This window comes from Mesorhizobium sp. M0496 (assembly GCF_040321205.1).
Lineage (GTDB): Bacteria > Pseudomonadota > Alphaproteobacteria > Rhizobiales > Rhizobiaceae > Mesorhizobium.
Genome location: NZ_JAMYRC010000016.1, coordinates 82,341 through 108,561, shown reverse-complemented (window position 1 = coordinate 108,561; position 26,221 = coordinate 82,341). Strand labels below are relative to the sequence as shown.

General features: G+C 62.7%; 23 protein-coding genes and 3 pseudogenes. 7 read left to right on the top strand and 19 right to left on the bottom strand.

Features of this window, described 5'->3' with window-relative positions; genetic code table 11:
* Positions 1-52 precede the first annotated feature (52 nt).
* From nifK to NKI73_RS16155, 14 genes and pseudogenes are all read right to left on the bottom strand, one after another.
* Positions 53-1,594: a nitrogenase molybdenum-iron protein subunit beta gene (gene nifK, locus NKI73_RS16220; protein ID WP_352631325.1), complete on the bottom strand. Its 1,542-nt coding sequence runs from the start codon at positions 1,592-1,594 to the stop codon at positions 53-55.
* Positions 1,595-1,719: 125 nt separating this feature from the next.
* Entirely contained in the window at positions 1,720-3,222 is a 1,503-nt protein-coding gene (nifD, locus tag NKI73_RS16215) for a nitrogenase molybdenum-iron protein alpha chain (protein ID WP_352631323.1), read from the bottom strand.
* 98 nt (positions 3,223-3,320) lie between these two features.
* Entirely contained in the window at positions 3,321-4,214 is an 894-nt protein-coding gene (gene nifH, locus NKI73_RS16210) for a nitrogenase iron protein (protein ID WP_023706403.1), read from the bottom strand.
* Between the two features lie 472 nt (positions 4,215-4,686).
* Positions 4,687-5,943 carry a type II toxin-antitoxin system HipA family toxin gene (locus NKI73_RS16205; protein ID WP_352631321.1) on the bottom strand — a complete coding sequence of 419 codons (1,257 nt, stop codon included), beginning with the start codon at positions 5,941-5,943 and terminating at the stop codon, positions 4,687-4,689.
* A complete protein-coding gene (locus tag NKI73_RS16200) occupies positions 5,918-6,244 on the bottom strand; it encodes a helix-turn-helix domain-containing protein (RefSeq protein ID WP_352631343.1) in 327 nt (108 codons plus the stop codon). Before NKI73_RS16200 ends, NKI73_RS16205 begins: the two co-directional genes overlap by 26 nt.
* A gap of 592 nt (positions 6,245-6,836) precedes the next feature.
* Positions 6,837-7,940: a type 2 isopentenyl-diphosphate Delta-isomerase gene (gene fni / locus NKI73_RS16195; RefSeq protein WP_502909565.1), complete on the bottom strand. Its 1,104-nt coding sequence runs from the start codon at positions 7,938-7,940 to the stop codon at positions 6,837-6,839.
* Between the two features lie 28 nt (positions 7,941-7,968).
* Positions 7,969-8,871: a terpene synthase family protein gene (locus NKI73_RS16190; RefSeq protein WP_352631319.1), complete on the bottom strand. Its 903-nt coding sequence runs from the start codon at positions 8,869-8,871 to the stop codon at positions 7,969-7,971.
* On the bottom strand, positions 8,868-10,418 hold the full coding sequence (locus tag NKI73_RS16185; protein ID WP_352631317.1) for a hypothetical protein: 1,551 nt from the start codon (positions 10,416-10,418) through the stop codon (positions 8,868-8,870). Before NKI73_RS16185 ends, NKI73_RS16190 begins: the two co-directional genes overlap by 4 nt.
* A 146-nt stretch (positions 10,419-10,564) precedes the next feature.
* Positions 10,565-11,554 (bottom strand): polyprenyl synthetase family protein, encoded by a 990-nt coding sequence (locus tag NKI73_RS16180; protein ID WP_352631315.1) that lies wholly within the window; start codon positions 11,552-11,554, stop codon positions 10,565-10,567.
* Between the two features lie 147 nt (positions 11,555-11,701).
* The gene (locus NKI73_RS16175) at positions 11,702-13,045 is read right to left on the bottom strand and encodes a cytochrome P450 (protein WP_352631313.1); all 1,344 of its coding nucleotides are present in this window, start codon (positions 13,043-13,045) and stop codon (positions 11,702-11,704) included.
* A complete protein-coding gene (locus tag NKI73_RS16170; protein WP_352535988.1) occupies positions 13,045-13,887 on the bottom strand; it encodes an SDR family oxidoreductase in 843 nt (280 codons plus the stop codon). The genes NKI73_RS16175 and NKI73_RS16170 overlap by 1 nt, the downstream gene beginning before the upstream one ends.
* Before the next feature lie 168 nt (positions 13,888-14,055).
* A pseudogene (locus NKI73_RS33660) lies at positions 14,056-14,181 on the bottom strand (ferredoxin); the annotation flags it as partial.
* A 1-nt stretch (position 14,182) separates the two neighbouring features.
* On the bottom strand, positions 14,183-15,472 hold the full coding sequence (locus NKI73_RS16160; RefSeq protein WP_352631338.1) for a cytochrome P450: 1,290 nt from the start codon (positions 15,470-15,472) through the stop codon (positions 14,183-14,185).
* A 92-nt stretch (positions 15,473-15,564) separates the two neighbouring features.
* A complete protein-coding gene (locus tag NKI73_RS16155; protein ID WP_352631311.1) occupies positions 15,565-16,767 on the bottom strand; it encodes a cytochrome P450 in 1,203 nt (400 codons plus the stop codon).
* Positions 16,768-18,393: 1,626 nt separating this feature from the next.
* Here NKI73_RS16155 and NKI73_RS16150 point away from each other — a divergent pair.
* The 3 genes from NKI73_RS16150 (at position 18,394) to NKI73_RS16140 (ending at position 21,708) form a co-directional block, all read left to right on the top strand.
* The gene (locus NKI73_RS16150; protein ID WP_352631309.1) at positions 18,394-18,927 is read left to right on the top strand and encodes a peroxiredoxin; all 534 of its coding nucleotides are present in this window, start codon (positions 18,394-18,396) and stop codon (positions 18,925-18,927) included.
* Between the two features lie 69 nt (positions 18,928-18,996).
* Positions 18,997-20,433, top strand: a complete 1,437-nt coding sequence (rpoN, locus tag NKI73_RS16145) for an RNA polymerase factor sigma-54 (protein WP_352631308.1) — start codon at positions 18,997-18,999, stop codon at positions 20,431-20,433.
* A gap of 57 nt (positions 20,434-20,490) precedes the next feature.
* On the top strand, positions 20,491-21,708 hold the full coding sequence (locus tag NKI73_RS16140; RefSeq protein ID WP_352631307.1) for an MFS transporter: 1,218 nt from the start codon (positions 20,491-20,493) through the stop codon (positions 21,706-21,708).
* An 83-nt stretch (positions 21,709-21,791) separates the two neighbouring features.
* Here the strand turns inward: NKI73_RS16140 and NKI73_RS16135 are convergent, their stop codons facing one another.
* Positions 21,792-21,938: a hypothetical protein gene (locus NKI73_RS16135; RefSeq protein WP_352631305.1), complete on the bottom strand. Its 147-nt coding sequence runs from the start codon at positions 21,936-21,938 to the stop codon at positions 21,792-21,794.
* A 58-nt stretch (positions 21,939-21,996) separates the two neighbouring features.
* A complete protein-coding gene (locus NKI73_RS16130; protein ID WP_352631303.1) occupies positions 21,997-22,215 on the bottom strand; it encodes a hypothetical protein in 219 nt (72 codons plus the stop codon).
* An 18-nt stretch (positions 22,216-22,233) separates the two neighbouring features.
* On the opposite strand from NKI73_RS16130, the pseudogene NKI73_RS16125 reads away from it, so the two are divergent.
* Together NKI73_RS16125 and NKI73_RS16120 are read left to right on the top strand one after the other, a co-directional pair.
* Positions 22,234-22,530 (top strand): annotated as a pseudogene (locus NKI73_RS16125) (type II toxin-antitoxin system RelE/ParE family toxin); the annotation flags it as partial.
* Positions 22,530-22,925, top strand: coding sequence for an XRE family transcriptional regulator (locus NKI73_RS16120; RefSeq protein ID WP_352631302.1), 396 nt, complete (start codon positions 22,530-22,532; stop codon positions 22,923-22,925). The pseudogene NKI73_RS16125 and the gene NKI73_RS16120, both read left to right, overlap by 1 nt.
* A 221-nt stretch (positions 22,926-23,146) precedes the next feature.
* Here the strand turns inward: NKI73_RS16120 and NKI73_RS16115 are convergent, their stop codons facing one another.
* The 3 genes and pseudogenes from NKI73_RS16115 to NKI73_RS16105 form a co-directional block, all read right to left on the bottom strand.
* The gene (locus NKI73_RS16115) at positions 23,147-23,278 is read right to left on the bottom strand and encodes a hypothetical protein (RefSeq protein WP_023760407.1); all 132 of its coding nucleotides are present in this window, start codon (positions 23,276-23,278) and stop codon (positions 23,147-23,149) included.
* Entirely contained in the window at positions 23,272-23,682 is a 411-nt protein-coding gene (locus NKI73_RS16110; protein WP_352631295.1) for a tyrosine-type recombinase/integrase, read from the bottom strand. Before NKI73_RS16110 ends, NKI73_RS16115 begins: the two co-directional genes overlap by 7 nt.
* Before the next feature lie 282 nt (positions 23,683-23,964).
* Positions 23,965-24,453 (bottom strand): annotated as a pseudogene (locus NKI73_RS16105) (IS110 family RNA-guided transposase); the annotation flags it as partial.
* A 199-nt stretch (positions 24,454-24,652) separates the two neighbouring features.
* Between NKI73_RS16105 and NKI73_RS16100 the strand changes: the two are divergent.
* Positions 24,653-24,805: a hypothetical protein gene (locus tag NKI73_RS16100; protein ID WP_352631281.1), complete on the top strand. Its 153-nt coding sequence runs from the start codon at positions 24,653-24,655 to the stop codon at positions 24,803-24,805.
* 239 nt (positions 24,806-25,044) lie between these two features.
* The gene (locus tag NKI73_RS16095; protein WP_352631279.1) at positions 25,045-26,115 is read left to right on the top strand and encodes a hypothetical protein; all 1,071 of its coding nucleotides are present in this window, start codon (positions 25,045-25,047) and stop codon (positions 26,113-26,115) included.
* The last annotated feature ends 106 nt before the right edge of the window (positions 26,116-26,221 follow it).

Here is a 26,221-nt window from a genome sequence, read left to right as displayed (position 1 = left end):
TCGGTCTCCAAAGTCCCTCGGGAAGACGATCGGCCAAAGCCGACCGTCAAGCTTAGCGGGTGAGGTCATACGAATAGTCCGTCACGCCCGTCTCGCTTGTCTCGCGATCGAGCTTGTCGAAGATCTTGTCCAGGATCGTCGTCAGTACGCGCAGCCCGCCTTGGTAGCCCATCAGCGCAAACCGATGGTGATGGTGGCGATCGAAGATCGGAAACGTCAGCCGGATCAGCGGCGTGCCCGTGTCACGCTCCAGATACTTGCCATAGGAGTTGCCGATCAGCAGGTCCACCGGCTCGGTGAAGAGCAGCGAGCGCAATGCCCAGAGGTCCTTGCCCGCCCAGACTTGAGCACCCTTGCCGAAGGGCGATGATGCAAGCAGCTCCTTCAACTCTGCTTCCCACGCCGACGTGCCGTTGGTGGCGAGGCAATGGGTCGGCTCGCCGCCCGTTTCCATGATGAAGCGGGCCATGCCGTAGACAAAGTCTGGATCGCCGTAGATGGCGTATTTCTTGCCGTGCAGCCAGGATTGGCTGTCGGCCATGGCGTCAACAAGTCGGCCGCGCTCGAGGCGGATTGCCTCGGGGATTTGCTTGCCGGAAATCGCGGAGACCTCCATCAGGAAGTCGTCGGTCGCCTGGACGCCGAGCGGGTAATGGAACGAGGCCGTCGCCTGCCCTACCCCCTGGCAATACTCGAGTGTTTTTCGGGTGTTGTAACGCTGCAGCGACAGCGTCGCCTCGGCGTTGAGTGCCTTACTCACCTCTTCGATCTTCGTGCCGCCGTCGTACATGCGGTATTCGCCGTCGGACGGCGTGTCGAACTGGTCAGAGGCGTCTTGGATGAAAGTATAGGACACGCCTATTAGATCGAGCAGGCGCTTGAGTTCCCGGTTGTTGCCGACACAGAAGCCGTCGAAGCCCGGAATGATGTTGATGGTTCCCTCGGCTTCCGTTCGCTCCTCGCCCTTCCAGAAATGCTCCAAAATGCCCTTGACCGCAACGTCATAGCCGTCGACATGGCTGCCGACAAAGGCCGGCGTGTGGGCGAAAGGCACGTCGAAGTCGCGCGGGACCGAGCCTTCGTCCTTGGCGTTCTCGATGAAGCTGTGCAGGTCGTCGCCAATGACCTCCGCCATACAAGTGGTCGAGACGGCGATCATCTTTGGGTCGTAAAGTTGGTACGTGTTGGCGAGCCCGTCGACCATGTTCTTCAGGCCGCCGAACACTGCCGCGTCCTCGGTCATCGAGGAGGAAACCGCCGAAGCAGGCTCCTTGAAATGGCGCGACAAGTGCGAGCGGTAATAGGCGACGCAGCCCTGGCTGCCATGGACGAAGGACATGGTTCGCTCGAAGCCTGCGGCCGCGAACACCGCGCCGAGCGGCTGGCAGGCCTTGGCGGGGTTCACGACAAGCGCTTCGCGAGCAAGGTTCTTTTCGCGGTATTCCCACGTCTTGGTGAATTCGCCTTGGTCGGTAACGATCTGGTCCGGGTGAGGACATTCGAAATTCAGCCTCTTCTCGGCGAGCATCTGCCTGTATTCCGGCTCGCGGAACAGGGGCGCGTGGTCGAGAACTTTTTCAGCCGACTGCGGCATGGGTGGTTACCTCTTTCCATCTGGCCCGCCATAGGGCGGCACAGGGACGTCGAAACGTTTCAGGTCTCCCGCGGACAAGCGGCCACAGGCGTTCACTGCCTCCCGGCTTCCGGGAGGCCAGGGTTTCATTCGGCTGCGATAGCCGCCGACGGCTCGGCTTTTTTCTTCCAGGGAGCGTCGTAGAGGTTCCAGACCGGGTTGTTGATGGCCAGATCCATATCGCGGGCGAAGATGGCGAACCCGTCGTAGCCATGGTACGGGCCGGAATAATCCCAGGAATGCATTTGACGGAACGGTATGCCCATCTTCTGGACCGGGTACTTTTCTTTGATGCCGGAGCCCACGAGATCAGGACGGATCCCCTCGATGAACTTCTCCAGCTCGTAACCAGTCACGTCGTCATAGATCAGTGTGCCCTTCTTCACGTAGTGGCCGGTGCGCTGATAGTCGTCGTTATGGCCAAATTCGTAGCCAGTGCCGACGATCACCATGCCCAGGTCCTCGTATGCCGTGACGACGTGACGGGGGCGCAGCCCGCCGACATAGAGCATCACCGTCCTGCCTTCGAGGCGCGGCCGGTACTTGGCTATCACCGCCTCGACCAGCGGCCGGTATTTGGCGATGACCGCCTCGGCCTTGGCCTCAATTTCCGGCCCGAAGTGCTTGGCTATCTTGCGCAGAGAGGCTTCAGTCTGGGAGGGGCCGAAGAAATTATACTCCATCCAGGCGATGCCATACTTTTCCTCCATGTGCCGGCAGATGTAGTTCATCGACCTGTAGCAATGGATGAGATTGAGTTTCGCCTTTGGCGCTCGCTCTATTTCGGCCAGCGTAGCGTCGCCCGACCAGTTGCCGACCACGCGCAGACCCATCTCCTCGAGCAGGATGCGCGAAGCCCAGGCGTCGCCGCCGATGTTGTAGTCGCCGACCACATTGACATCGTACGGGCCGGCCTCGAACTCGAGGTCCTTCTTCTCGAACACCCAGTCGCGGATCGAGTCGTTGGCGATGTGGTGGCCGAGGGATTGCGAGACGCCGCGGAAGCCCTCGCAGCGCACCGGCACGATTGTCTTTTCGTGCTCCTTGGCCTTGTTGCGGGACACAGCTTCGGTGTCGTCGCCAATCAGGCCGATCGGGCATTCGGATTGCACAGTCATGCCCTTGTTCAGCGGAAACAGTTCCTCGATCTCGTCGATGATCCGTTCGAGCTTCTTGTCGCCGCCGAAAACAATGTCCTTCTCCTGGAAATCGGAGGTGAACTGCATGGTGACGAACGTGTCGATGCCGGTCGTGCCGACGTAGTAGTTGCGGCGTTGAGACCAGGAATATTGCCCGCAGCCGACTGGGCCGTGCGAGATATGGACCATATCCTTGACTGGACCCCACACCACGCCTTTCGAGCCGGCATAGGCGCAGCCGCGAATCGTCATCACGCCGGGGATGGACTTGATGTTCGATTTGACCTCGCATTCGGAAAGGACCTCGCTTTCCTCGCCAGCCTCGTCGCCGCTTTTTGCGACGCTGAGGTGCTTTTTGCGGCGCTTCGCCGACTTGTCAGGATATTGCGACAGCACTTCCTCGATAAGCCTCGCATGGAGGCCACCGTCATTCTCGTATTCCAGGCTCATGGGACCCCTTTCAAGGTTCAGGGTGACGCCTCACCGACGAGGCGCCGTTCTTTGAAAGACGCACCAGGTCAGGCGGCGCCTCATGTCGGCAGCGGTCGCTACTGTGCGGCCGCCTTAGCCGCTTCCTTGACCTGAAGCTCGGCAAGCATCTGCTCGTCCGTCTTCATGATGCCGAAGTCGAGCAGCATGTCCTCGAGCTCCTCCATGGTGATCGGGGTGGGGATGGTGCCCTGGCCCGAATTCCCGTGGATCTTCTCGGCCAGCGCCCTGTATTCCCCGGCCTGCTTGGAATCCGGCGCATACTGGATCACAGACATCTTCCTGAGCTCGGCGTGCTGGACGATGTTGTCGCGCGGCACGAAGTGGATAAGCTTGGAATTGAGCCTGGAAGCCAGCGCTTCGGCGAGGTCGAGCTCGCGGTCGGTTTGGCGCTCGTTGCAAATCAGGCCGCCGAGCCGCACGCCGCCCGAATGGGCGTATTTCAGAATGCCCTTGGCGATGTTATTGGCGGCATAGAGCGCCATCATCTCGCCGGACATGACGATATAGATTTCCTGGGCCTTGTTCTCGCGGATCGGCATCGCGAAACCGCCACACACCACATCCCCGAGCACGTCGTAGGAGACATAGTCGACGTCGTCGTAGGCGCCGTTCTCCTCGAGGAAGTTGATCGAGGTGATCACGCCGCGGCCAGCGCAGCCGACACCTGGCTCAGGGCCGCCCGACTCCACGCATTTGATGCCTTTGTAGCCGACCTTGAGTACGTCCGCGAGCTCCAGGTCTTCCACCGAACCTTCCTCTGCCGCGAGATGCAGGACGGTATCCTGCGCCTTCGCGTTCAGGATCAGGCGGGTGGAGTCGGCTTTGGGGTCGCAGCCGACGATGAGGATTCTCTGCCCGAGGTCGACAAGGGCGGCGAGCGTATTTTGGGAGGTGGTGGACTTGCCGATGCCGCCCTTGCCGTAAAAGGCGATCTGACGCAAACCTGACATGTAGCTTTCCTTCCTTCGTTCCATTCATCGCGGCTGCCGCGATATGAATGCCGGTCGGGCAGCTGTAGCCGCCTCGCACCTAAGGTTCTCAAGACTCGTGCCAATTTGGCTGATCGAACCAAAGAATAATTTCACGGTTGCTTTTCAGTGGTTTAGCTTGAGTTCCAAGAAAGGATCGTCGGAACAGCCCGTGTAGCGGACGCGACATTGGCGACACAAAGCGTCGGATCGCGATCCTCAGTCACCGCATTCGTTTGAACCGCATCGTTGTTTTGAGGTGGACGAACAGCATCTCGACCCTCTGCGGGATGCTGCGAACTCTTCTGTGCCCGCGAGCTGACGTGCTTGCTCAACGCGTGTCCAAGTGGACACTCCGCCGACTTTGCGCGCGATCCTAGCATACCACCGATCCACGGCCACTCATCCGGGGCACGGGCGAATAGTTCCGCTATATCAACCCGAGGGACTCGGTTTACTTCTCGGCGCAGGAGTTCAGTATCGGCGTCATCGCCTTCACATGTCCGTCGATCCGCTCGAGCACTTTCGCTGCGACAAGGTCGCGCTCAGGCAGATGCCACCAGTACTCGTTGACGAGTTTGACCGTCTCGACCACTGCTTTCAGGACTGCTGGCTCCGGAAGCCGTGCACGGTTCGCAAATGCTTTCCATCGCGGTGCTGCTAGCGCCTTGAACGAGCGCTCTCCTCCAAGCGACAGCGCCATGGCGTCGGCGGGAATATATGGCACGGTGGACAGGAGGTCGTAGATTGGTGCAAGCGCCGGCTTGTCGCCGTTACCGGGATAGATCAAAGACCAGTTCTTCAGGTGCATGTCGCCATTGCCGGTGATGACGGTCAGTGCCAGGCGGCGGACGAACTCGAGAGCCGCCGTAGGCGAGACGGCCACGCCAAGAGCCAAGGCTATGTCGTGATAAGCAGCCCCCTCATATTTGCGCGAGGGAAAGACACCGAAGACCTGAGCGAAATCCTCGATGTGTATCCTCTCGCCACCGGCGCCGCGATCGAAGCGTTTGACGAGAAGGACCTTGCCGTCAGACAGCGTGTTGAATTCTTCGGGAACGCCCTCAAAATCGGACTTCTCGACCAGTTCGCATTCAGGAACGTCCATGCCGATTGCTGCTGCCAGCGCCAGGTTGGCGAATTCGTTCTCGGAAACGCCCGGAAAGGCCGTCGAAGGGAACTTGGCAATGTACCGGCCCTGCTCGTCGTCCATCGGCAAGGTAAGGCCGCCGCCTTTTCCAATGTTCTTCATGACCGACAGCTTCATCTGCACGCCGGCAAGCGAGAACCGTGCCTTGGGCTGATCCTTTGAAGCATCCTGCGAAACCGCTATCGCGCCGTCACTGGGCAACGCCCGTACGGCTCCCGGCAGATCGGCGCCTAGTGCCGCTAAAAGATCGAAGTCATTGCCTGGCCGCACATTGCCTTCGTGGTGCCTTTCCATCGCCTCCCGCAATTTCTCCTCCGGCAGGAGGTTCGCGAAAAAAGCGGGCAAGGCGCTTGCCAGAGGCTTCGGATCTTTCCGCAATCCTCCCGTCGCTGCCCGGAACGACAGGCTGAGAACCGGAAAGCCGCCCGTCGCGCGGTAGGCCTCATCGAAGTTGAATGCATTGAAATCGCCCGGCGTCCTGACGATTGTGCCGATCTTCACTGCGTTCAAGAGCACGTCCAGCGACGGGATCGTCTTAGGTGCGCGAAAGACTGGAGGCATGATCGTCATCGTCAGGTTGAGAAACAAAGGCGGGTCGATCGTCATCATCATGCGGACGCAATAGAGCCTGGACAGCCGGCACCATGACTTGCGGAACCAGCATCATTTCCAGGCCGAGCGCGCGAGCGACATTCATGAGCGTCGTTGCACGCGCGGCTGCTGCTCCCTTTTCGATGTCGCGATATCGGGGACGGGATATACCCGACAAATCAGCGACCTGCTCTTGCGTCATCGCAGCTGCCAGCCTCGCCTGCCTGAACAGCCCACCGATTTCGCGCAGAATTTCCGATTGAGAGTCCATATGATACGTCAACGATCCATTTCAATGCTAGATGAGATGGGAGGGTATCTTATCCAGCGATCGAGTCAACGACCTCTGATCTGTTAGCGTATCTTCCATAGGTAGAGTGATACGCAAAGAGATCAATCTTCCTGCCTTGGCGTCCCGACGGTGAACGCGGTCCGAAACTAACCCCCGATCAGCGCTCCGAACCCATCGGCATGTTAAATCAAGGCAGTCCGGCAGATGAAGGCGCTCGTCTCTTCGCGTCCATACGACCGACCGGCGCATGACTCGGGATCAATGTGGATCGCTACTCGTTCATTGCAATGGCTTTGTACCATGTACTCCCTGCCGGTCTCCCGCCGCACCTGGTGTTCCGACCTGTCAGGGGCTCAGCTCGGTCGGCGTGACCAATCCCCGTCGAAGCATCGACATAGGAGTCGAATGCGGCTTCACTCTCTGCTGTCCAGTCGGGCGTGGCGGGGCGCTTCCCTCATCACGAAGCAGCACCCTAACAAATCCGCGGCCAGCGCGATTCCCCCCGCATCCGCGACTTTCTGACTCACAGTAAGACTAGGCTCCCGCCGCCACGGGCGCGCGACGGCGGCAATCAACCAGCGGGCAGATGCGCCGAGGGCAACAAGCGGGCCTGACGCAACGCCGCCAGATCAGCCGAGCCGGTGCAGAAGCAGGCGACGGCCAACTCGCGGATGACGATCTCGAAATGCGCGACAACCGCCTCGGTGGATACCGTAGCCGCGCGCAGCACGCCGGCCGCTTGCCCCGCGATGTCCGCGCCGAGGCGGATAGCCTTGGCCATGTCGACGCCGTCGCTGATCCCGCCCGACGCGATCAGCTTCACCGCTGGCAGCGCCCGACGTACCGCCTGCACGCTGGCTGGGGTCGGAATCCCCCAATCGGCGAACGCCATCGCCACTGCGCGGTCGGCGGCATCGCGGGCGCGCTCGCCCTCCACCGCGGCCCAACTGGTGCCGCCGGCGCCGGCGACATCGATCACCGCCACGCCCGCCTCGACGAGCGCACAGGCCACCGAGGCGGACAGGCCCGACCCCACTTCCTTGGCCACGATCGGCACGCCAACGCTGCGTGCGGCGCGAGCGATCTGCGCCAGGACGCCGCGCCAGTCGCGGTCGCCCTCCGGCTGTACCGCTTCCTGCAGCGGATTGAGATGGACGATGAGTCCATCGGCCTCCAGTGCATCCACCGCCCGGCGGGCAAGGTCCAGGCCGTCGGGCTGGCGCAGTTGCGCGGCGCCGATATTGGCCAGCAAGGGAACGTCTGGGGCGAGGCGGCGCAGCGCGCGCGTCAGCCCATGGGAGTTGGGGGATTGCAGGCTCACGCGCTGCGAACCGACGCACATGGCGATCCCCAAGGCTTGCGCTGCCTCGCTCAGATGCCGGTTGATGGACTCCGCGCGTGGCATGCCGCCGGTCATGGAGCTGATCAGCAGCGGCGCGCGCATGGTCTTGCCAACCAGCGAGGCGCTCAGGTCGATCTGCGTCAGGTCCAACTCGGGCAATGCGCAGTGTTCGAAGCGAATGTACTCCCAGCCGGCGGCCTTGGCCCGTGCCGTTCGACTATCCAGCACGATGTCCAGGTGGTCGTCCTTGCGCCGGCTCAGGTTGGTGTCGCTGATGCTCGCTCCATCCGCCGCATCGGGCGACGGCGTTGCGTCGGATCGGACCGACGGCAGCGCGCGCACGCCGGCGTTTCCCGCGCGTTCAGGCCGGCGCACGCTCGCCTCCCCCCGCAGCGTCGCTGCGGTAGCGGCTGGTTGAGGTCTGGTAGTACTGCGCGCGGATGGCCGCCATGGCTTCGATCAACGGTCCCCACGGCGGTGGAAAGGGTTCTTGCGCCATCACCCGGTGCAGCATGCGCGTATGGCCGGCCAGCTCGTCGTTGAGGAACTCCACCACAGGCATAGCCGGATAGCGCTGCAGCAGCAGGATCGCCGCGTTAGCTCCCTCGCCGGCCGACTTATCCTTTTCGCGTCCATGCAGATCGTTCTGCAAGCGCCCTATCGCGGAGATGAGCCGCAGGACCTGGCGAAACGCCGGATGCGCGCGCAAGGTCGCCATGTCCAGCCCCCACAGCAAGGACAGGCAACAGAACACGTTCGTGTAGGCGATCGAATCCACGCCGTTCTGCAAGTACTCGGCGTAGGACCAGCGCTCTGCCCCTGCCGCCTGCGCGTGTCCGGCACGCAGCGCCGCGCAGTAGCACCGGGTATGGTAGAGAAGCTGAGCATAGTCGCGACGATCGTAGGCGAGCGCGGCGAGCGAAGCGCGCAGCACAGCACAGCCCTCGAATCCGGGGAGCGCGCACGGCACGCCTTGCCCGAGCGCCTGCTCCACCGCGGCGAGCTGCTCCGGCGCGATCAGGTCAAGGTCGTTGCAATCGTCGAGCCAGAACAGCAGCGCCAGTTCTCGATAGAACGCCACGATCAGCGTCTCGTCCAGCGGATCGCGGCCGGTGCGGGCGCTGGTGTCGCACAGGCTCGGGTGGATGCGCTGCAGGATGTACTGGCCGCCCCTGACTGCTTCCAGGCCGTGCTCGTCGGTGAACCCAGTCAGGGAACGCCCCCATTCCAGCACCTGCTGCAGCGCGCGATCGGTCGGGATCATGGCCCGGCTCCTGCTCCCTCGGCCGAGACGCGCCGCCCCCAACGAAGCGCCAGCCACAACCCGGCGAGTTCGGCCACGCGCACCACCCGCGTGGGGCAATACAGTTCCTTGCCGATCCACAGCGGCGTCTGGGGCAATACATGCGCCGCGTGGCGAGCGAGCATCCACTTCAGCGCACCCGCCACCGCCTGCGCGATGCGCCGACGCCCTGCCGGCTCTTCGCTCCCGTCCATCACGTGCAACGCGAACAGCGCATAGGCGGTTTCCTCGAATGAGGACGCGCGACCGGCGCCCCAGCCGCCGTCGTCGCGCTGCGCCTGCAGCAGCGCTGCCAGCGCGCGCTCGTCGCGCCACTGGGGCTTGCCTTGCGCGAGCGCAGCAATCGCATGCGCGGTGGGATACAGCCACGAAACGTGCCATTTTTCGTTGTCCCATAGACCATGCGGGTTGCGATTGGCCTCGACGTAGGCGCTGGTGCCGGCGGCGGGCTTTCCCAACATTCGCAACGCATGCAGGGCATGGATGTTGGTCGACACCGAGGCATTGCGCTCGCCGGGGAAGGTGACGAACAGCTCGCCGACTTCGAACTGGCGCAACGCGTCGACCGCCGGGTCGCGGCCTGCAAGGCGAAGGACGCACAATGCAACGGCGGTGTCGTCCGCATCGGCCGCGAAGTGCAAGGCCGGGCCCAGACCGCGCACGCCGAGGCGGGCGTCGAGCTGCGCGATGATCACTTGCACCGCCTCGGCGAGCGCGGGATGCGCGAGCAGACCGGCCAGATGCAGGGTGTACAGCGACCAGCATGGCTCGAACACATTGATCGGCCAGACGTTGGGAACGACACCTTCGATGCCGGTGCGCGTCGCCCGCGATGCCGCCTGCAGATACCCGTCGGTGCGCCCGACCTGCGGCGTTCTTCCCTGTGTCACGGCTTGCGCACGCCACGCCGCGGTGGCGGCCGGACTAATGCCGATGCTGCCGTCGTCGTCCGGGCATGCGGTGGCCGGCGACGTCCCCCAGGCTTCCCAGGAGTGCAGCAACGGATGGCCTCTCGGCAACGTCGCCACAGCCCCCAGCTTGACCAGGCGTGCTTGCCGCAACGGCAACAGCGCCGGGTGGCGCGGAAACGCCAAGCCGCCCAGCAAGGATGCGGCCTCGTCGCACAACTGCGGCAGGATCAGCTCCGCGCCGATGGGCGCGTCTTCCGGCACGGCATGCGCGTAGGGATCGGGCTGGCGCTCGATGAATTGGGTTGCAGCCTCGACTGCGTCGGCAGCGCCGGGAAGAGGCTCGGCACGCTGCAATGCCAACATCGCCGCCCAGGTGGGCGCATGGCGAAACAGCGGGAAGTCCGCACTTCCCCATCCGCCATCGGCCTGTTGCTGCGCGATGAGCCACGTGTACGCGTCCTGCCGACCGGTGACGTTGCCGTGGAACTGCAGAGCTCGCGCCGTGTCGTAGATGGACGGGCCGACGCTGCCGTCGTCGCTCATCTCGTTCAGCAGGTGGCGCAATTCGGAAAGGATCTGTTCGGACAGCGCGTTCACGCGGGATGTTCCTTCTGCAGAGGGCTAACGAGAACAGAAACGGGCAGACGCCGCGCACGTCGCCGCCGACACGGACACAGTGCAGCATGCAGCGCCCGCCGGCCGATCGCACCAGCACAGGGGCGAGTCCTCACGGATGGGCGCGCTCATGCGTATGGCGCGGACAGATAGACGTTGGCCCGCTGCAGCATCTGAGCCAACCCTTCCGCACGCGGCCCCAGAGGGGCGATGGCCTCCCCGGCGTCGTGCAACAAATACAGCGCGAACTGGCGCGCTGCCTGCAGCCCCATGATTGACGCGCAGGTCGGCTTCTGCGCCGCCGCGTCCTTACCGGGGGTCTTGCCAAGAGTCGCGGTATCCGCCGTCGCGTCGAGAATGTCGTCGGCCACCTGCAAGGCCAGGCCAAAACAGGCGGTGTAGCGATCGAGCGCACAGTACAGCGCAGCGTGCGCGGCATCCTCCGTGATGGAGTATAGCGCGCCCATGCGAACCGACGCGCGCACTAGCGCTCCGGTTTTCATCCGGTGCATCGCTAGGATCCTGTCCAGCCCGGCGTGCTTTCCGACCAGGGACAGATCCATGGCCTGCCCGCCTGCGGCACCCTCGGCGGACACCGCCTGCGCCAGTTCGCGCACGAGCGCGATACGGTTGTCGCCCGGCGCATCCAGGCTCGCCAGCGTCAGGAAGGCGTGGGCCTGCAGCGCATCGCCGACCAGGATCGCAGTGGCTTCGCCGAACTTTACGTGCACGGTCGGAAGGCCGCGGCGAAGCACGTCGTCGTCCATCGCGGGCAGGTCGTCGTGGACCAGGGTAGAGGCGTGCATCATCTCGATGGCGGCGCCAACGTCGTCGAGCATGTGCGCCGGCGTGCCCGCCAGTGCGCCGGCAGCCAGACAGAGCAAGGCGCGGGTGCGCTTCCCGCCATGCAAGGTGGCGTAGCGCATGGCCGCCATCAGCTCTGTCTTGCCGTCGTCTTCGGCGCAGAGCAGACGCGCCAGCGCCTGTTCGACCCGCTTTGCGCCGTCCTGCATCCAGATCTCCGGGAGCAGCCCGCCAGATGCGCCGCGCGCCTGCGCGCCCAATCCGCCGAATGCGGAAACGCCAATTCGGTCGCGTGGAGTGGAACCGGTCTGCATGTTGTTGATGTCCTTGTAGCTGAGACGGCCACGGCGAGCGCAAGTCGTCACGGTGTTGCCGGCGTCACACGAGTGCGTGCGCTGAGTGCCGCAATGCCGCGCCCCGCCGGCGCCGCTGCCTTGCCACACAGCGCATGCGATGCCAGCTCATGAAAAGCCTATTCGAATTTTCATTGACGGATGTGCGGTCGGGTAATAGCGCCGGCCTTTTGCGACGTCGCTCAGCAACTGCGGCCGCACCCCGGCCTTGTGCATGGTCAGCGCCAAGGCGATGCAGAACTGCACCATTTCCAGCCATACCAGGTGGTAGCCGATGCAGACGTGTGGGCCGGTACCGAACTGCAGCATGTCCACGGGCCGGATCGGCTCCGTGCGTAGCAGCCACCGCGCCAGGCGGAACTGATCAGGCGCCTCGTGCAGCAGCGCCGAGGTCGAGAAATGCAGCAGCGGGATGCATAGATGGGTGCCCGCGGGAATGCGCCGTTGGCCGAGTTGCAATTCCTGCAGCGCGCGACGCGGCAGGAGCGTGGTCGCCGGATGCAGGCGCAGTGTCTCGCGGAACAGCGCCTCGGCGACCGGACACTGCGCCAGGTCCGCGTGCCGGGTTGGCACCGCGCCCACGCGTTGCGCCTCCTTAACCAGGGCGTCCCACAGCACAGGCTGCCGCGCCAGCTCGATCACAATCCAGGCCATCGTCGAGGCAGTGGTGTCGTGACCGGCAAGCAGCAGCAAGCGAATATTCGCGACCAGGACGTCATCGGAGAGCGGACCGTCGCTGCGGTCGAAGGCGCTCACCATGTCGTTGATCAGCCCGGTGCGCGCGGCATGCGCGCGCGCGTCGCGGACGAACCGGCGCAACTGCGCGTCGATCCAGTCGCGGGCGGCGCGGCCGCGCCGCAAAGGCAGTCCGGGCAGGTCGACCGGTGGCGCGACGATCAACTGCAGCAATTGCCGGTACTTGCGATGCCATCCCGGCAGGTCCTGCGCGGGGATTCCCATGAGGCTGAAGATGAGCTTCAGCATCAGGTCGCCGGTTTCGCGCAGGATGGTTACCTCGCCGCGGGCGCGCCACGCCTGCACCCGCGCCTGGATGACGGGCGCGAACAGGTCGCCGATCCCGGCCTGGGTCAACCCCTTGGGCAAGAACGCTGCCTTGATGGCATCGCGCGCCTGCCGGTGCGCGCCGCCGTCCAGGGCAACCAGCGTTCCGCCAAGCAATTCGGGCGCGATCTCTTCGATCAGCGCCGAGGACACGTCCTTGTGCCTGAGCAGTGAGAATGCGTCCGGATCCACACAGGTCATCAGATGTCCGGCAGGGCCGAAATCCAGCCAGAAGTGGCTGCCCAGCGTCCGTTCTGCGCGCTCCAGCAGGCGCGGCAGGTCGCAGACAATGGCGGGAAGATGCCCGACCAGGGGGAAAGCGCCAGGCATGACCGGGATGTCGCATCGCAGCCGGTGCCGACGGTTGAGTGGGTTGAGCAGCATGTCCATCAGCAGCGCGCCGCCGCCGCCGATTCGGTGTCGCCGGCAGGGCGCGCGGCGCAGCTGTTGCCACCGTCGGCGAATGTCGGCACATGCGCCAGCATGCCGCCATCGATGCACACGACCTGGCCGGTGATGAACGCAGCGTCGTCGGAGAGCAGGAACGCCACCAACGCGGCAACGTCCTCGGGGCGGCCGACGCGCGGCAGGAGCTGGTGCCGGCGCAGATGGCGTTGCATGCACTCGTCCAGCTTGGCGAGGAGACGCTCGGTCATGATAAGACCCGGGGCAACCGCGTTGCAGCGGATCTGCGAGTGACCGTACTGGGTAGCGAGCGAGGCCGACAGCATGTTCATCGCCGCCTTCGACGCGGCGTAGGACGTCTGCGCGGTATCACCGCTGAGCCCCTGGCACGACGACATGTTGACGATCGCGCCACCGCCGCGGGCGATCATCCGTGGGATGGCCTGCCGGCAGCAGAGCAGCGTGCCGCGCAGATTGGTCGCCATGGTCTGGTCCCATACTGCCAGGTCCAAGTCTAGGATGGCGCGGTCGCGCGGGGTCAGATGCATGGCGCTCGCATTGTTCACCAGCAGGTCGACCCCCCCGAAGTGCCGCTCCGCCGTCTCGAACAGCGCTGCCACCGCCTGCTCATCAGCGATATCCATGGCTATGGGCAGCGCGTGGCCTGCTTCGGCCGCGATCTGCGCGGTGCAGGCGATGGCCGCCGGGCCATCAATGTCGGCCACCACCACTCTGCCGCCTCCGCGCGCGATGGCGAGAGCGCATGCCTTGCCGATGCCGGTGCCAGCGCCGGTCACCACGGCCACCTTGCCTTCAAACCTTCCCATCGTGTCTCCTGAATTGCATTGGTCTTTCGCGGCATGCCGCTGGGCCTGCGTCGGAGAAGGCGCCGGGTCGGCGCTGGCGCACTCGTCATGGCCAGCGTCGCTTTCGATGACCCGAATGGCGGCGACCGGGCACTGGTTCGCCGCAAGCCGCACGGCGGCGTGCAGCGCCTGCGGGACCGTCGCAACGCACACTTCGGCCACGCCGTCCGGTTCGCGCTGGCGAAAGGTGCCCGGCAGCGTCAGCACGCACTGCCCGGTCGTTCCGCACAGATCCTGATCGACCAGGACGCGCATCTCAGCCCTCCTGCCCATGCAGCCGTACCGGCAGCGCGCGGAACGTCCTAAGGAACGCGGAGGGCTCCCGGGTCGGCTGCTCGGCCAATGCCAGCGTGGGGAAGCGCGCCTGGATCCGCGGCAGGCTCTCGGCCAACTGCACCCGGGCCAGTTGCGCACCAAGGCAGAAGTGGATGCCGTGGCCGAAGGTCAGCATGATCTTCCCGTCGATCGACATGCCAGGACTGGTGCCGTAGAACCGCACGGCATCGAAGCGATCGGGATCGGCGAAGGCGTCCGGGTCGCGATTGCCGGCCGCGATCAGCACGCGCACGTCCGCGTTCTTCGGGATCACCACGCCGCCCAGTTCGATGTCGCGCTGGGCGATACGCGGAATGGAGCTAAACATCGCGGGCGCGTCATAGCGCAGGGCTTCTTCGACGAAAGCCTTCACCCCCACGGCATCTCCCTTCAGCCAGTGCCGCTGTTCGGGATACGCCAGCATCGCCAGGACCGCATGGCCGATGGCCGCGGCAGTGGTGGCGAAGCCGCCCAGCAGCATGCCCCAAAGCATGCTGATCAATTCCGCATCCGACAGCGTCTCGGCATCGTCGTCGTGTGCGCCGACCAGCATTGACACGATGTCGTGGCGGGAATCGGTGCGCTTGCGCTGTATGAGGTCGCCGAAGTAGGCCTGCACCCTGGCGCTGGCCTCGTCCCCCGCGGCGAGCTGCGGATCGCTGGCGTGCGGGCTCAGGCCTTCCAGAATGGCGCTGATGCCGGTGACGAGCGCGAGAATCTCGTCCGGTGGCATGCCGAACAGTTCGCCGAAAACCAGCATGGGCAAGGCCAGCGCGAATTCCCGATGCAGGTCCACCGCCTCCCCGCGCTCCAGCGCGGGCGCCATGCCGTCCAGGCGCGCTGCGACGATGCGAGCGATGGTCGGCCTCAGCTTGTCGATCTGGCCGATGGTGAAATCGCGCGAGATCAGCCGGCGCAGGCGCGTATGCGTTGGAGGTTCCTTCATCGCCAAAGTGGACGCCAGCAGACTTAGCGACAGGCTGGTCGCCGCACGCGGGAAATAGCGCGCCAGTTCGCCTGGTGCCGGCCCCCGAAAAGCATCGCCAGTGGCTTTAAGCGCCCAGTAGATGTCGGCGTGGCGGCTCAACAGAAAGAGGCCCGACGCCGCGCGATGTACCGGATCGTGCTCGCGCAACCACCGCATGAATGGGTACGGGTCCTGAATGCACGCTGGCGACGCCAGTTCGGCGAAGGCGTCCTGGCATGCTGCCGTGGTTTCTTGCACGTCCATCTTGGTCACCTGTTGGCTGGCTGATCTGATCGGCGCGCGGCAGGCGCGCCGGCAATTCGAGAACATCGCGATTCCTGGTGGCATCCGAAGCATCACCAGAGCACCGGGAACTCCTCGAACCCACCAGTGATGATCTCCTTGCGCAACTTCAGTTCTTCGGGCGCCACGGCCAGGCGCAGCGCGGGAAAGCGCTGGAAGATCGAACCGAACACCGCCTTGAGTTCCAGCCTGGCCAGCGCCAAGCCCACGCAGTTGTGGGACCCGTAGGAGAACCCCAGGTGCGGGTTTTCGTCACGTCCGATGTCGAAGATTTCCGGGTCGTCGAAATGGCGCGGATCGAACGACGTCGCCGGCAGGCCGACCAGCACCTTGCTTTCCGCGGGAACATGCACGCCCGCGATGGTCACGTCGGTCCTCGGATAGCGCATGATGCCGTCCCAGCCGGCGCCCGGCGGGTACATGCGCAGGATTTCCTCCACCGCCTTGTCCACCAGGGATGGATCGCCGAGCAGGCGTTCGCGCTGTTGCGGATGGCGGAACATGGCCAGCAGGCCGAATTCGATCTGCGCGACGGTGCTCTCGTGCCCCGCCACCAGCATGCCCGCCGCCAGGCCGATCGCCTCTTCCTCGGTCGCCTTGCCCTGGTCGACCGCCGCGAGCAGATCCGTCAGCACGTTGTCGCCCGGATCCTGGCGCTTGTCCCGCATCTTGCCGCGAATGTAGGCGCGGAGTTCTTGCCAGGCCAAGCGCGACGCGCTTCGCGGGCCGCTTTCATGCTGGTGCGTCATCACCTCGTCGGACAGCCCGGCGAAAAAGGCATGGTCCTCGTAGAGCACGCCCATCAGCGCGCCAATGACCATGGCGGGAAGCGGAAAGGAGAGGTGGCGCCGCAGATTGGCGGGCTGGGGCTGGGCCGCCAGTGTCTCGAACAACTGCCCGGCGATCGCCTCGACCTGCTGCGCGAGCAGCTTCACCCTGCCGTTGCTGAAGGCTGGCGCCACGATCGTGCGTAACCGCGTATGTTCGCTCCCCTCGTGCGAGACCAGCCATCCTGGCGAACCGAGAATCACCGAATCCGGGGTGAATGCCGCCGGCGGCATTCCCGCGGGCCGGAACGCCGCGTCGGACAACACCGCCTTGGCCTCGTCATAGCCTGTCACCCACCAGCCTGCGTGCCCGGACGGGAAGCGCACGCGGTGGATTGGACCGTTGGCGCGTAGCGCCAACATCTCGGGCGAGGGCTCAATGTGATCGACGCGCCACATCGGCAGCGTCGGCAAAGGTTGTTCGGACATGCTGGCACTTCACTCTATAGCGATGGAAGGGCGGAAGGTGACCGGCGGGCGCTGCGGTAGAGAAGACCTAAGACGGCATGTAGACGACGTCGTCGGAAGGCAGACCGATTATCAGGATCGGCTAACGCTTAACTGTCTAGGCAAACGCGCGGCGAGATGCAGAACGTTATCCTGTACCTTCGAGGTCAGGATAAAGTCGGTGTGGTGGGCCTTTGAGCCGCCGCCGGCCAAGATTTCCGCAAGGGTCGAGAAGGGCGGCGCACTGTTTGGTCTCGCCGGGGGCCCCCTGCCCATAGACGCTATCCGACGCGGATTTGACATTTTGCTTTTCTTTCTTCGTTCCATTCGTGTCATCCACGAAATGAAAGTCGGTCGGCGGCTCCCGGCCCGCAACGAAGGTGCTTCAAATCTCGTGCCAATTTGGCCGCAGCAGAAAAAAATCGTGGCAGCTTCTCAGCGGCTTAGCCTGAGGCCAGAGAAGAACTAGGCGAAATAAGCCGGTGTCGCGGGCCAACAAAGGCGACGGAACAGTGTCGGACAGAACGCCTCGGGCGACCTTTCGGTCGGGCCTGCGACATTCTGGTCCAGTTTCGAACATAAGAGGGCGGCAAACAGACACGATTGGGGAATTCGATCCTCACGGCGCCAAGGCGCTTGCCCAAGAGCGCGCGCTCATGTTGCTGCGAGAGGCGCGTGTTCGCGATAGCCGTGCTGCGCACCCATGAACGCTAGCGGCACACGCTACGACTGGAGTGCCCGCCAGCCTCAGGTGGTGCATCGGCATGGCTTCCGGTTCTTCTTTGCCCAGCCGGGGCTGAAGCGCCGAATATCCGCACCATACAGCATCGTTGTTGCCTATGTGACGAGGCGGCATAGCGCGCTCCCGGTCTTCCAAGACACGGCCTCCGAGAAGAAGGGGGCGGTCCAACAGCACCTCTATTTGAAATGGCACGCCGCTTGCTGCTCCTGGTTAGAGCACCATCAAATTACGATGAAAGCGACTTGCACCATGCCCGACGCGCGAAGCTCTAGACAGTGGCCTGAGGAGACGGTGCCCGTTCCCGCTGAACATCGGGACATCGTCTCCTCCGGAAGGCCGTTCTCGGTGGCCGCTTTGCGCATGGCTGGTCCGATGCCGGCACGCCAACACGGGCCGCTCGCGCAAATGCCGTTTACCAGTTCTGTTCAGCATGGGAGTGCCCAAGGGCCCCGTCAAAGGGTCACCCAAGCCAAGGCCGGCGGGTCACTGCCACATATCGACAACACGCTGAACCAGTCCAGTGACCCGAGTCTGCGTGAAGTGACATTTCAGGTCGCCACATGCTTGCGATATTGGCTACTGCCGGCCGCTATCCCGTTTCCCCGGGCACGATCGCGGGTGACCGATCCCGCTTCCGGCGCCATAGCCGTGGAAAGCAAGCGGCTCGACGGTCTCCAGCTCGCTCAGATCGATTGCGTTCGCGTGGCCAAGACCAGCCGCCAAGACGTTCCCATACGTCGGGATGGAAAAGGAAGTTGCGAGCCGCCGAGGCCCTCATTCCGTACCCGAGCATACGAGCCTTTGCTCGGAATTGCGCCAGCCTATGCCAGAATTCAACGGCAGTTTTCTTCTTTAGGAGCAACTTGATGACAGTTCAAAAGAAAGTTCCCTTCGTCACCTTTCTCGCGCGCGTTCACGATAAGTCAGTCCAGGGGCCAAATCCATATCGCTGGGAAGAAAAGACATCTGACCACTACTTTGCCGGCAAGCGGGTCATCCTGTTCTCGCTGCCTGGCGCCTTCACACCAACCTGCTCGACGTACCAATTGCCCCAGTTCGAAGAGCTCTATGATGAGTTTGAGAAGGAGGGAATTGACGCGATTTACTGCCTCTCAGTCAACGACGCCTTCGTCATGAATGCGTGGGGGAAGTCCTTGGGCCTGAAGCAGGTCGAGCTCATCCCCGATGGCTCAGGCGAGTTCACACGCAAAATGGGCATGCTGGTCGCCAAGGACAATCTCGGCTTCGGGATGCGCTCTTGGCGCTACGCCGCCCTGATCAACAATGGCGTGGTGGAGCACTGGTTCGAGGAGGAAGGTTTCTCCGACAACTGCGAGGCCGACCCCTATGGCGTCTCATCCCCGCAAAACGTTCTCGAAACGCTGAAAGCCGCCGCTTGACCTAGAAAACGTCTCACTGGTGCCAGTGCCGGCCCCAAGAGGCTCCTCGACAGGATTATCGCGCTCACCATGCAATCCTCAGCAAGCCTGCTTCAACGCCAGAAGCAATCCATGGTGGCATCGCCTCAACTCATTGAGTCGATTCGCTTGCTGCAACTGGCGCATACTGAACTGCATCAGTTCGTGGAGCGGGAAATTGAGAAGAACCCGCTCTTGGAATCTGCATCAAGCGATGGCGGGCCTTTTGACGACGTTTCGATTTCGGGAGCGGATCAGCCTGTCGGCCCTGGGGCAAACGCCGTTGAAGGACCGACCGGGGGAGGTTCGCCTGAACGGCTCGGGCAATGGAAATCACTTCGCAACACGACCAACAACCCGCCCGGCAATGGCCCTTCCCTCGACGAGTATGCCACCCTCGCCGAAACATTGCACGACCATGTCGCTCGTCAGATCGCCCTCACTGCGTTCACACCACAGGAGCGGCTGATCGCTGGCCAGCTTGCCGCCGATCTGGAAGACACTGGCTATCTTCGGGCAAACCTTTTGGAGCTGGCCGAGAGCCTGAATGTCCATGAGGCTGTTGTGGAACGGGTTCTCGGAACCTTGCAGCAATTTGATCCACCGGGAGTTTTTGCGCGAAGTCTCAGAGAATGCCTCGAGATTCAGTTGCGCCAGCGAAATCGGCTCGACCCGGCAATGGCAGCTTTGGTTGCCCATCTTGAAAAGCTTGCGCGACGGGATTTTGAGGCACTGAAGCAGCATTGCGGCGTCGATGAAGAAGACCTTCTCGACATGATGCATGAGATTCGGGCGCTCGATCCCAAGCCTGGGAACAGATTCGAATCCGGTGCGTCTGAATCAATCATACCCGACGTCTGGGTCACGCCCTCGCCGCAAGGCGGGTGGCAGATCGAACTTGATCCCGCCACGCTGCCAAAGCTGCTGATCAACCAAACCTATTATGCCGAAGTCACGCGTCAAACTGCCCAAAATTCGAAAGATCAAGCATTTCTCGACGAATGCTTGCAAAACGCGAACTGGCTAATCCGCAGCCTCGATCAGCGCGCCAAGACGATTGTTAAGGTTGCGGCTGAAATCGTGCGTCAGCAGGATGCCTTTTTGGAACACGGCGTCGCCCACCTGCGGCCTCTCAATCTTAGAACCGTCGCTGACGCGATCGGCGTGCACGAGTCGACGGTAAGCCGGGTGACCTCGAACAAGTACATGCTTACCCCGCGCGGAGTTTTTGAACTGAAGTATTTTTTCACCGTCGCGATCGCGTCCTGCCAAGGCGGCGATGCGCACTCCGCCGAAGCTGTCCGGCATCGGATCAAAGCGATCATTGCCACAGAATCTCCCGGCGACGTGCTTTCCGATGAGGACATCGCTGTCCGGCTGAAGGAAACCGGCATTGATGTTGCGCGCCGCACCGTCACAAAATATCGCGAAGCAATGAACATCCCCTCCTCCGTGCAACGCCGCCGGGAAATGCGCTTGTGTTTGTAGATTTGGGTCAAGGCAGCCAACATCACGTTGCATTGCATCAAAGTGGAGACTTCGTTCATGACCCGATCCGCAGCAGGCGTCATGGACGCTGTTCTGCACGACCCAGAAAAGCCGGTCCCACCGTCTGGTCCGGCATGGGGTGCCGTCATTTCGCTTTCCTTGGGCACCTTCGGGCTGGTCACGGCAGAGTTTCTGCCTGTCAGCCTGCTCACGCCCCTCGCGCATGATCTCGGTATCAGCGAGGGAGCGGCTGGACAGGCGATGACGGCGACAGCTATCGTCGGGGCGATCTCGGCGCCGACGGTGGCCATCATCACAAAGCGCCTGGACCGCAGGACCGTCATGTGGACCATGACGCTGCTGCTGATCCTGTCGGACGTTCTGGCGGCCGGCGCCTGGTCGCTGGCGGTTCTCCTAACTGCACGCGTCGTGCTCGGCATAGCGCTCGGAGGCTTCTGGTCGATGTCGGCAGCACTGGCGATGCGGCTCGTTCCAAGCCACCTCCTGCCGCGCGCTATGTCGATCATCCTCACCGGCGTTTCCGTAGCTACCGTCTGCGCAGCTCCAATCGGCGCTTATGTCGGCGATGTCTGGGGATGGCGAAGCGCCTTCATGCTCGCCGCAGCCGGCGGCGTCGCTACACTGCTCGTGCAGCTCCTAACCATTCCGAGACTGCCTCCGATTGGAGTGGCTAGCTTCCGCAACCTGCTGGATGTAGCCAAGATTCCGATGGTCAAAATTGCGCTTTTGGTCGTCCTGCTGGTCGCTTCCGGCCACTTCGCCGGAATCACCTATATCCGCGCCTTCCTCGAGAAGATTCCCGCGCTGGATGTCGAGACGATCTCGCTTGTGTTGCTGGCTTTTGGCATCGGTGGATTCTTCGGCAATTTGGCCGGCGGGCTTCTGGCCGAGTACAATCTCAAGGCAGTCGCGGCCCTTGCACCGCTGCTCATAGCGATAGCCGCTGTTTCGCTGCTGACGGCGGGGGCATCGGCCTTGGCCTCGGCGATTGCTGTTGCCGCGTGGGGGTTTGCCTTCGGCGCGGTGCCAGTGGGATTGCAGACGTGGATGGTACGGAGGGCTGTTCCCGAGCAGGCCCAAAGCGCCGGTGTGCTGCTGGTCACAGTATTCCAAGTGGCAATCGCAGCCGGCGCGATTTTCGGCGGACTATTGGTCGAGAATGCGGGGATTACCAGCGCCATTGCCTACAGTGCTGTTGCCACGTCCGTGGCTGCCCTCATAGTTTTCCTGCTCGGCCCGAAGGGCGAAACCTAGACCGCCTGACAGGAGAGATCTCAGCAGCGCAGCGGGACGAGAGTTCCAATCGCATGCACGGCGCGGCGCGATCCTCCGCACGATTACGCATGGACCAGCGCAAGCGCCTCGCCGGCTTCACCTCCGGCCCACGCGACCTTCCCCGCCAGACACGCGAACCTCGCCGGCACCGGTTTCCATTTGGCGACGGTGAGCGCTGCCGGCGCGATGGAACCCTTGCTGGCGGTCATATACTTCACGACAAGCCGGGATTCTGGGCAAGCGACAGCTACGCGCCGGCCATGCCCGTCAGAACGCCGGTGACGATGCCGCTCCATAGCGCAGACAGGTCGCGAATTGCCAGTCGTGCCAGCGGCGGCCGGATGATCGTCGGCCGCGCGTACCTTGTTTCGGCCGCAGGTTATCGTTCGGCAGCTTGATGATGTTGTTGACCACTCGCCCAGGAGCTATATGGCTTGGGAAGTCGTTTTTGGCGATGAGTTCGATGGGGAGTTCGAGGCGTTGCACTAGACAGTCCAAGATGAGCTATTGGCCTCGGCTAGGCTGCTCGGTGTGTTCGGGCCCCAGCTGGGGCGACCGCATGCGGATACCTTGAATGACTCGTCGTTCGCGAACATGAAAGAACTTCGCTTCGACGCTGATGATGGTGTCTGGCGGGTTGCGTTCGCATTCGACCGGAAGCGGAAGGCGATCCTGCTCATCGCCGGCGATAAGTCGGGCGTGAGTGAGAAGCGCTTCTATAAAAGTCTGATCGTAAAGGCGGACAAGCGCTGTCAAGGGCATCTCGACCGTTTGGCGGCGGCGAAGAAGGAGAAGAAGTGATGGGACGCAAGCTTGACGACCTAATCGCTGCGCTCCCCGAGGATCGTCGGGAGCGGGTCGACGCGCGTTTCGAAGAGTTAAGGGGAGAAGTCGAGAGTCTCGGCGATTTGCGGCGTGCCGCTGGAAAGGCTCAGGCCGAAATCGCTTCGGTCCTCAAGATCAAGCAGCCTTCGGTCTCGAAGATCGAGAAACAAGCCGACATGTACTTGTCTACACTTAAAAGCTGCGTCGAGGCGATCGGGGGGCAACTCGAACTCGTCGTTCGCCTTCCCTCGCGCGCGCCCCTCCGTATAGAGCGGCTCGGCGACGTCGTGGCTCCCAAAGCCGTCCCCGTGCGTAGCGTTAAAAGAGCGGCAGGTGGACGTAATCGCACAAAGGCCGCACGCGCCGGCTGACCTCACTCTGTTCCGGCTAAAGACTACCGATGGGGCGAGATGCTCTCGTCGATGCAAGGAGTAGGTATGAGCAATGTCCTAGTTAAGCCAGCTCGCGGCAAGGTAACGGACGCCGACATAGGTGTGAGCTGCGGATGCCGGCGACTTTGGCTGCCTCCTGGACTTCGCGGTGCAATTGCCTCGATGAGATCGGCGCGGTGAAGCTGCGCCCCGGGGAACAGTCAGCCATGGGGGAGCATCACCCCGCGCCACCTGCCTTCGCGCCACCACAGCCGGAGCAGTTCCAGAAGTTGCAGCGACAGCATGGCGTTGCGGTCCCTGCGTCCCTTGCCCTGTTCGACGCGGATCAGCATGCGTGTCGAGTCGATGTCGTCGATCTTGAGGTGCGCAACTTGGACACGCGCAGGCCCGCGCCATAGGCGACGCCGAGCGCGGCCTTGTACTTGATGCCGGGTGCGGCTTCGAGCAGCCGCGCCGCTTCCTCCACGCTCAGCACCTCGGGCAGCTTGCGCTGATACCTCATGATCACCAGCGCACGCGCCAGATCCCGACGTTTCAGCGTCACGAGGAACAGGAACCGCAGTGCCGAGACCGCGCCATTGATCGTCGCAGGGCCGACGCCGCTCTCATGCTGATGCAGCTGGAATCGACGGATGTCCTCAGCTGTCGCCGTGTCGAGCGAGCGGCCAAGGAACTCAGCGAAGCGCCGGACGTGACGAACGTAGTCCGGCTGGGTATGGGAGCCCAGGCCACGCATGAGCCATGTCGTGCTGCATGCGCTGGCGAAGCGGAGAGATTGGTGCATCGGTCGACAGGGTAGCCATGGCGAGTTCCTCTCGTTGAAGGGACCTCCATGGCCAGATCGACGCCTCTTCCCGCTCAAGTCAAATGGCAGTCGCGCCATCTCAGGCCGAGGCGCAATCTACTAAACGAGGCAGTTGCTTCCCGCTTCGCGGAATGATCGGGACGGCTCGGTGCGTCCTGTAAGAACGCTGTTGGTTGAATGGCCTGACGGAATCCTCGCAGGGAGCGTCTTAGATCAGGCAGCGGCGTGCGTTCCTACGTGCGGATCGAACAGCTCTCCCGTCCGGAGCATTGCATGCTGATCACTGCCAGCTTGCGCGCCAGGGCCACGGCCGCTCGCTTTGAAGCCGAGCCGATCTTTCAGCTCCAACGCCCAGGTTCGCAGGGCGCTTTTCTCCGTCGACTGGTTCGGGATGACTGCGGCCGCCTCGTATAGCAGTCCCCGCAACTGATTGTCGCCACGGCGCGAGATATGGCCGTCATGATCGACCTCGCCGGACTGGTAGCGTCTCGGGGTCAGGCCTATCCATGCACCCACGGCGCGCGAGTTCCTGAAGTTCGCCGGATCCTCCACGGCTGCGGCAAAGGCTCTGGCTGGGACGGTGCCTACACCGGGCACTGACATGAGCAGATGGCAGTGCTGGTCCTCACGCGCCATAGCGGCCAGTTGCTTGCTCAGCTCCGCTATTTGGCATCGGATATCACCCCACGCCTGAAGCATTGGCCACAACGGCCTCGTCGTGCCCAAAGGCGCTCGAACACCGCTTCCGGCGCGCCCGACGCGTAGGACGATGCTAGGAAATCGCGCTGCGGACGAGACGGCACCCGAGGCAATGTTGCCGTTCTTGTTGGACGAGGCCGCCCCGAAGCCAATCTACGATCCGCATCATCCACAAACCAATGTCTCAATTAGAGCCAGCTTCATGAAGAAGCTCTACGTGGCTGCGAGCCGCGCACGTCATGTCGTGTGCATCGCAATGCACAGAGACCGGATTACCGAGGAGCAGCGCATCAACATGCAGGAATTGAAGGGCTGGTCCGGGATTTCGCTTGCCCACCAGAACCGTAGGGGTTGATGTCCCCTGGCAACGCGCCGCGCGCGTGGACGGAACTCACCATGTCGGGTTCATTGGCGAGAAACTGGAGCCAAAGAGCTTGGCACTGGCTAAAGGACGCGGGCAGTAAACCTTTGCGAATTCGCCTGGAAATGGCCCTTAAAAGACAAAGCAATATCCAATTAAATCTAACATTTAGATGGTTAATTGTTCCGAAAGCTCTCCGGCGTAACCAGTGTGCGTGTACGGAGATATGCGGCGTGAATGAGTGGGGTTTTGCGGCTGAGGTTAGCAAGTGGTGGGAGCAGGCCGCCGCTGCCAATCCGGCGTGGCGATTTCACAAAGTGAAAGTTGAGGAACATGTACCGGGCAGCAGGCAGCGGAGCGACCTGATCATACAAGGGGATCAAGCGGCGCTATGTGGAGAAATTCGGCTTCCTGATCACGCCAATCCCTCGCCGCTCGATTTTGAAAATCTCCGAGACGCCGTGTCCAAAGCTCTGGCGCACGGATGCCGATGGGCGTTCACGTCCGATGCTAAATCGCTCTACCTGATCGACACCCAGCAAACCGGTTCCCTTATTACAAAGATCGTTCACAAGGAGGTGCTCGGGGAGGCCTTTCTCCGCGAGGAGCTTTATGATCCTATCGTTCTCACCCGGATGTCCAAGGCCTGGGTAAGAGCGCTTCACGATCTTGCCCCTATCATTACCGGGCTCTCGAAACCTGCCGGAATGGCTCCTGATGAGCTCTTTGTCGAAGCCTTGCGCGAATTGATGACTGCTCCCGTCGCAGCGATACGAGATGCGATGCATGCGCAGCGCGCATCCGATCCTGCATTCCAAGGCGCATTGATTCAATGGATGGTAGACGAGCAAGGATGGACGCACGATCCTGCCAAATGGGAAGCCGAAGTTAATCGCGCCGCAAAACTGACAGCTTATGTCTTCGTTACCCGCTGGTTGTTCTATGAAGCATTGAGGCGATCAAAGCCTGGATTAGAAGCGCTGTCTTTACCTGCACCTCCTTCCACCAATGCAAAGCTGGCAGCCCAGATGCTAAGCTTCCAATTTGAAGTGAGTGTGCGGGCGTACGCGGAAGTCTATCCTGAATCTTCAAAGCCACTGTCGCAGCCTCGACTTCCGCTTGGCAGGCGATCGAGTAACCAACCTTCGCATCCGTCGCCGCCGGACAGGCTGCGCCGAGAACGCGCGTTTCTAGGCGTTGCTGAAGTCGGCAGAGTACCTGCGAGACATGCTGCGCCCGCAACCAGTCTCTTAGCAGCGCAAGCGCCGGATCTGCTTCGTCGGAACGAACAGATCTTTTTGTAGCCTGCTCGCCACCTCCCCCGAGCGTGACGGAAGACAAAGTCATGCTATTGTCGGAATCAGATGGGGTATTCGGCTTGAGCCCCATCTTCAACGGTGAAGCAAGAAG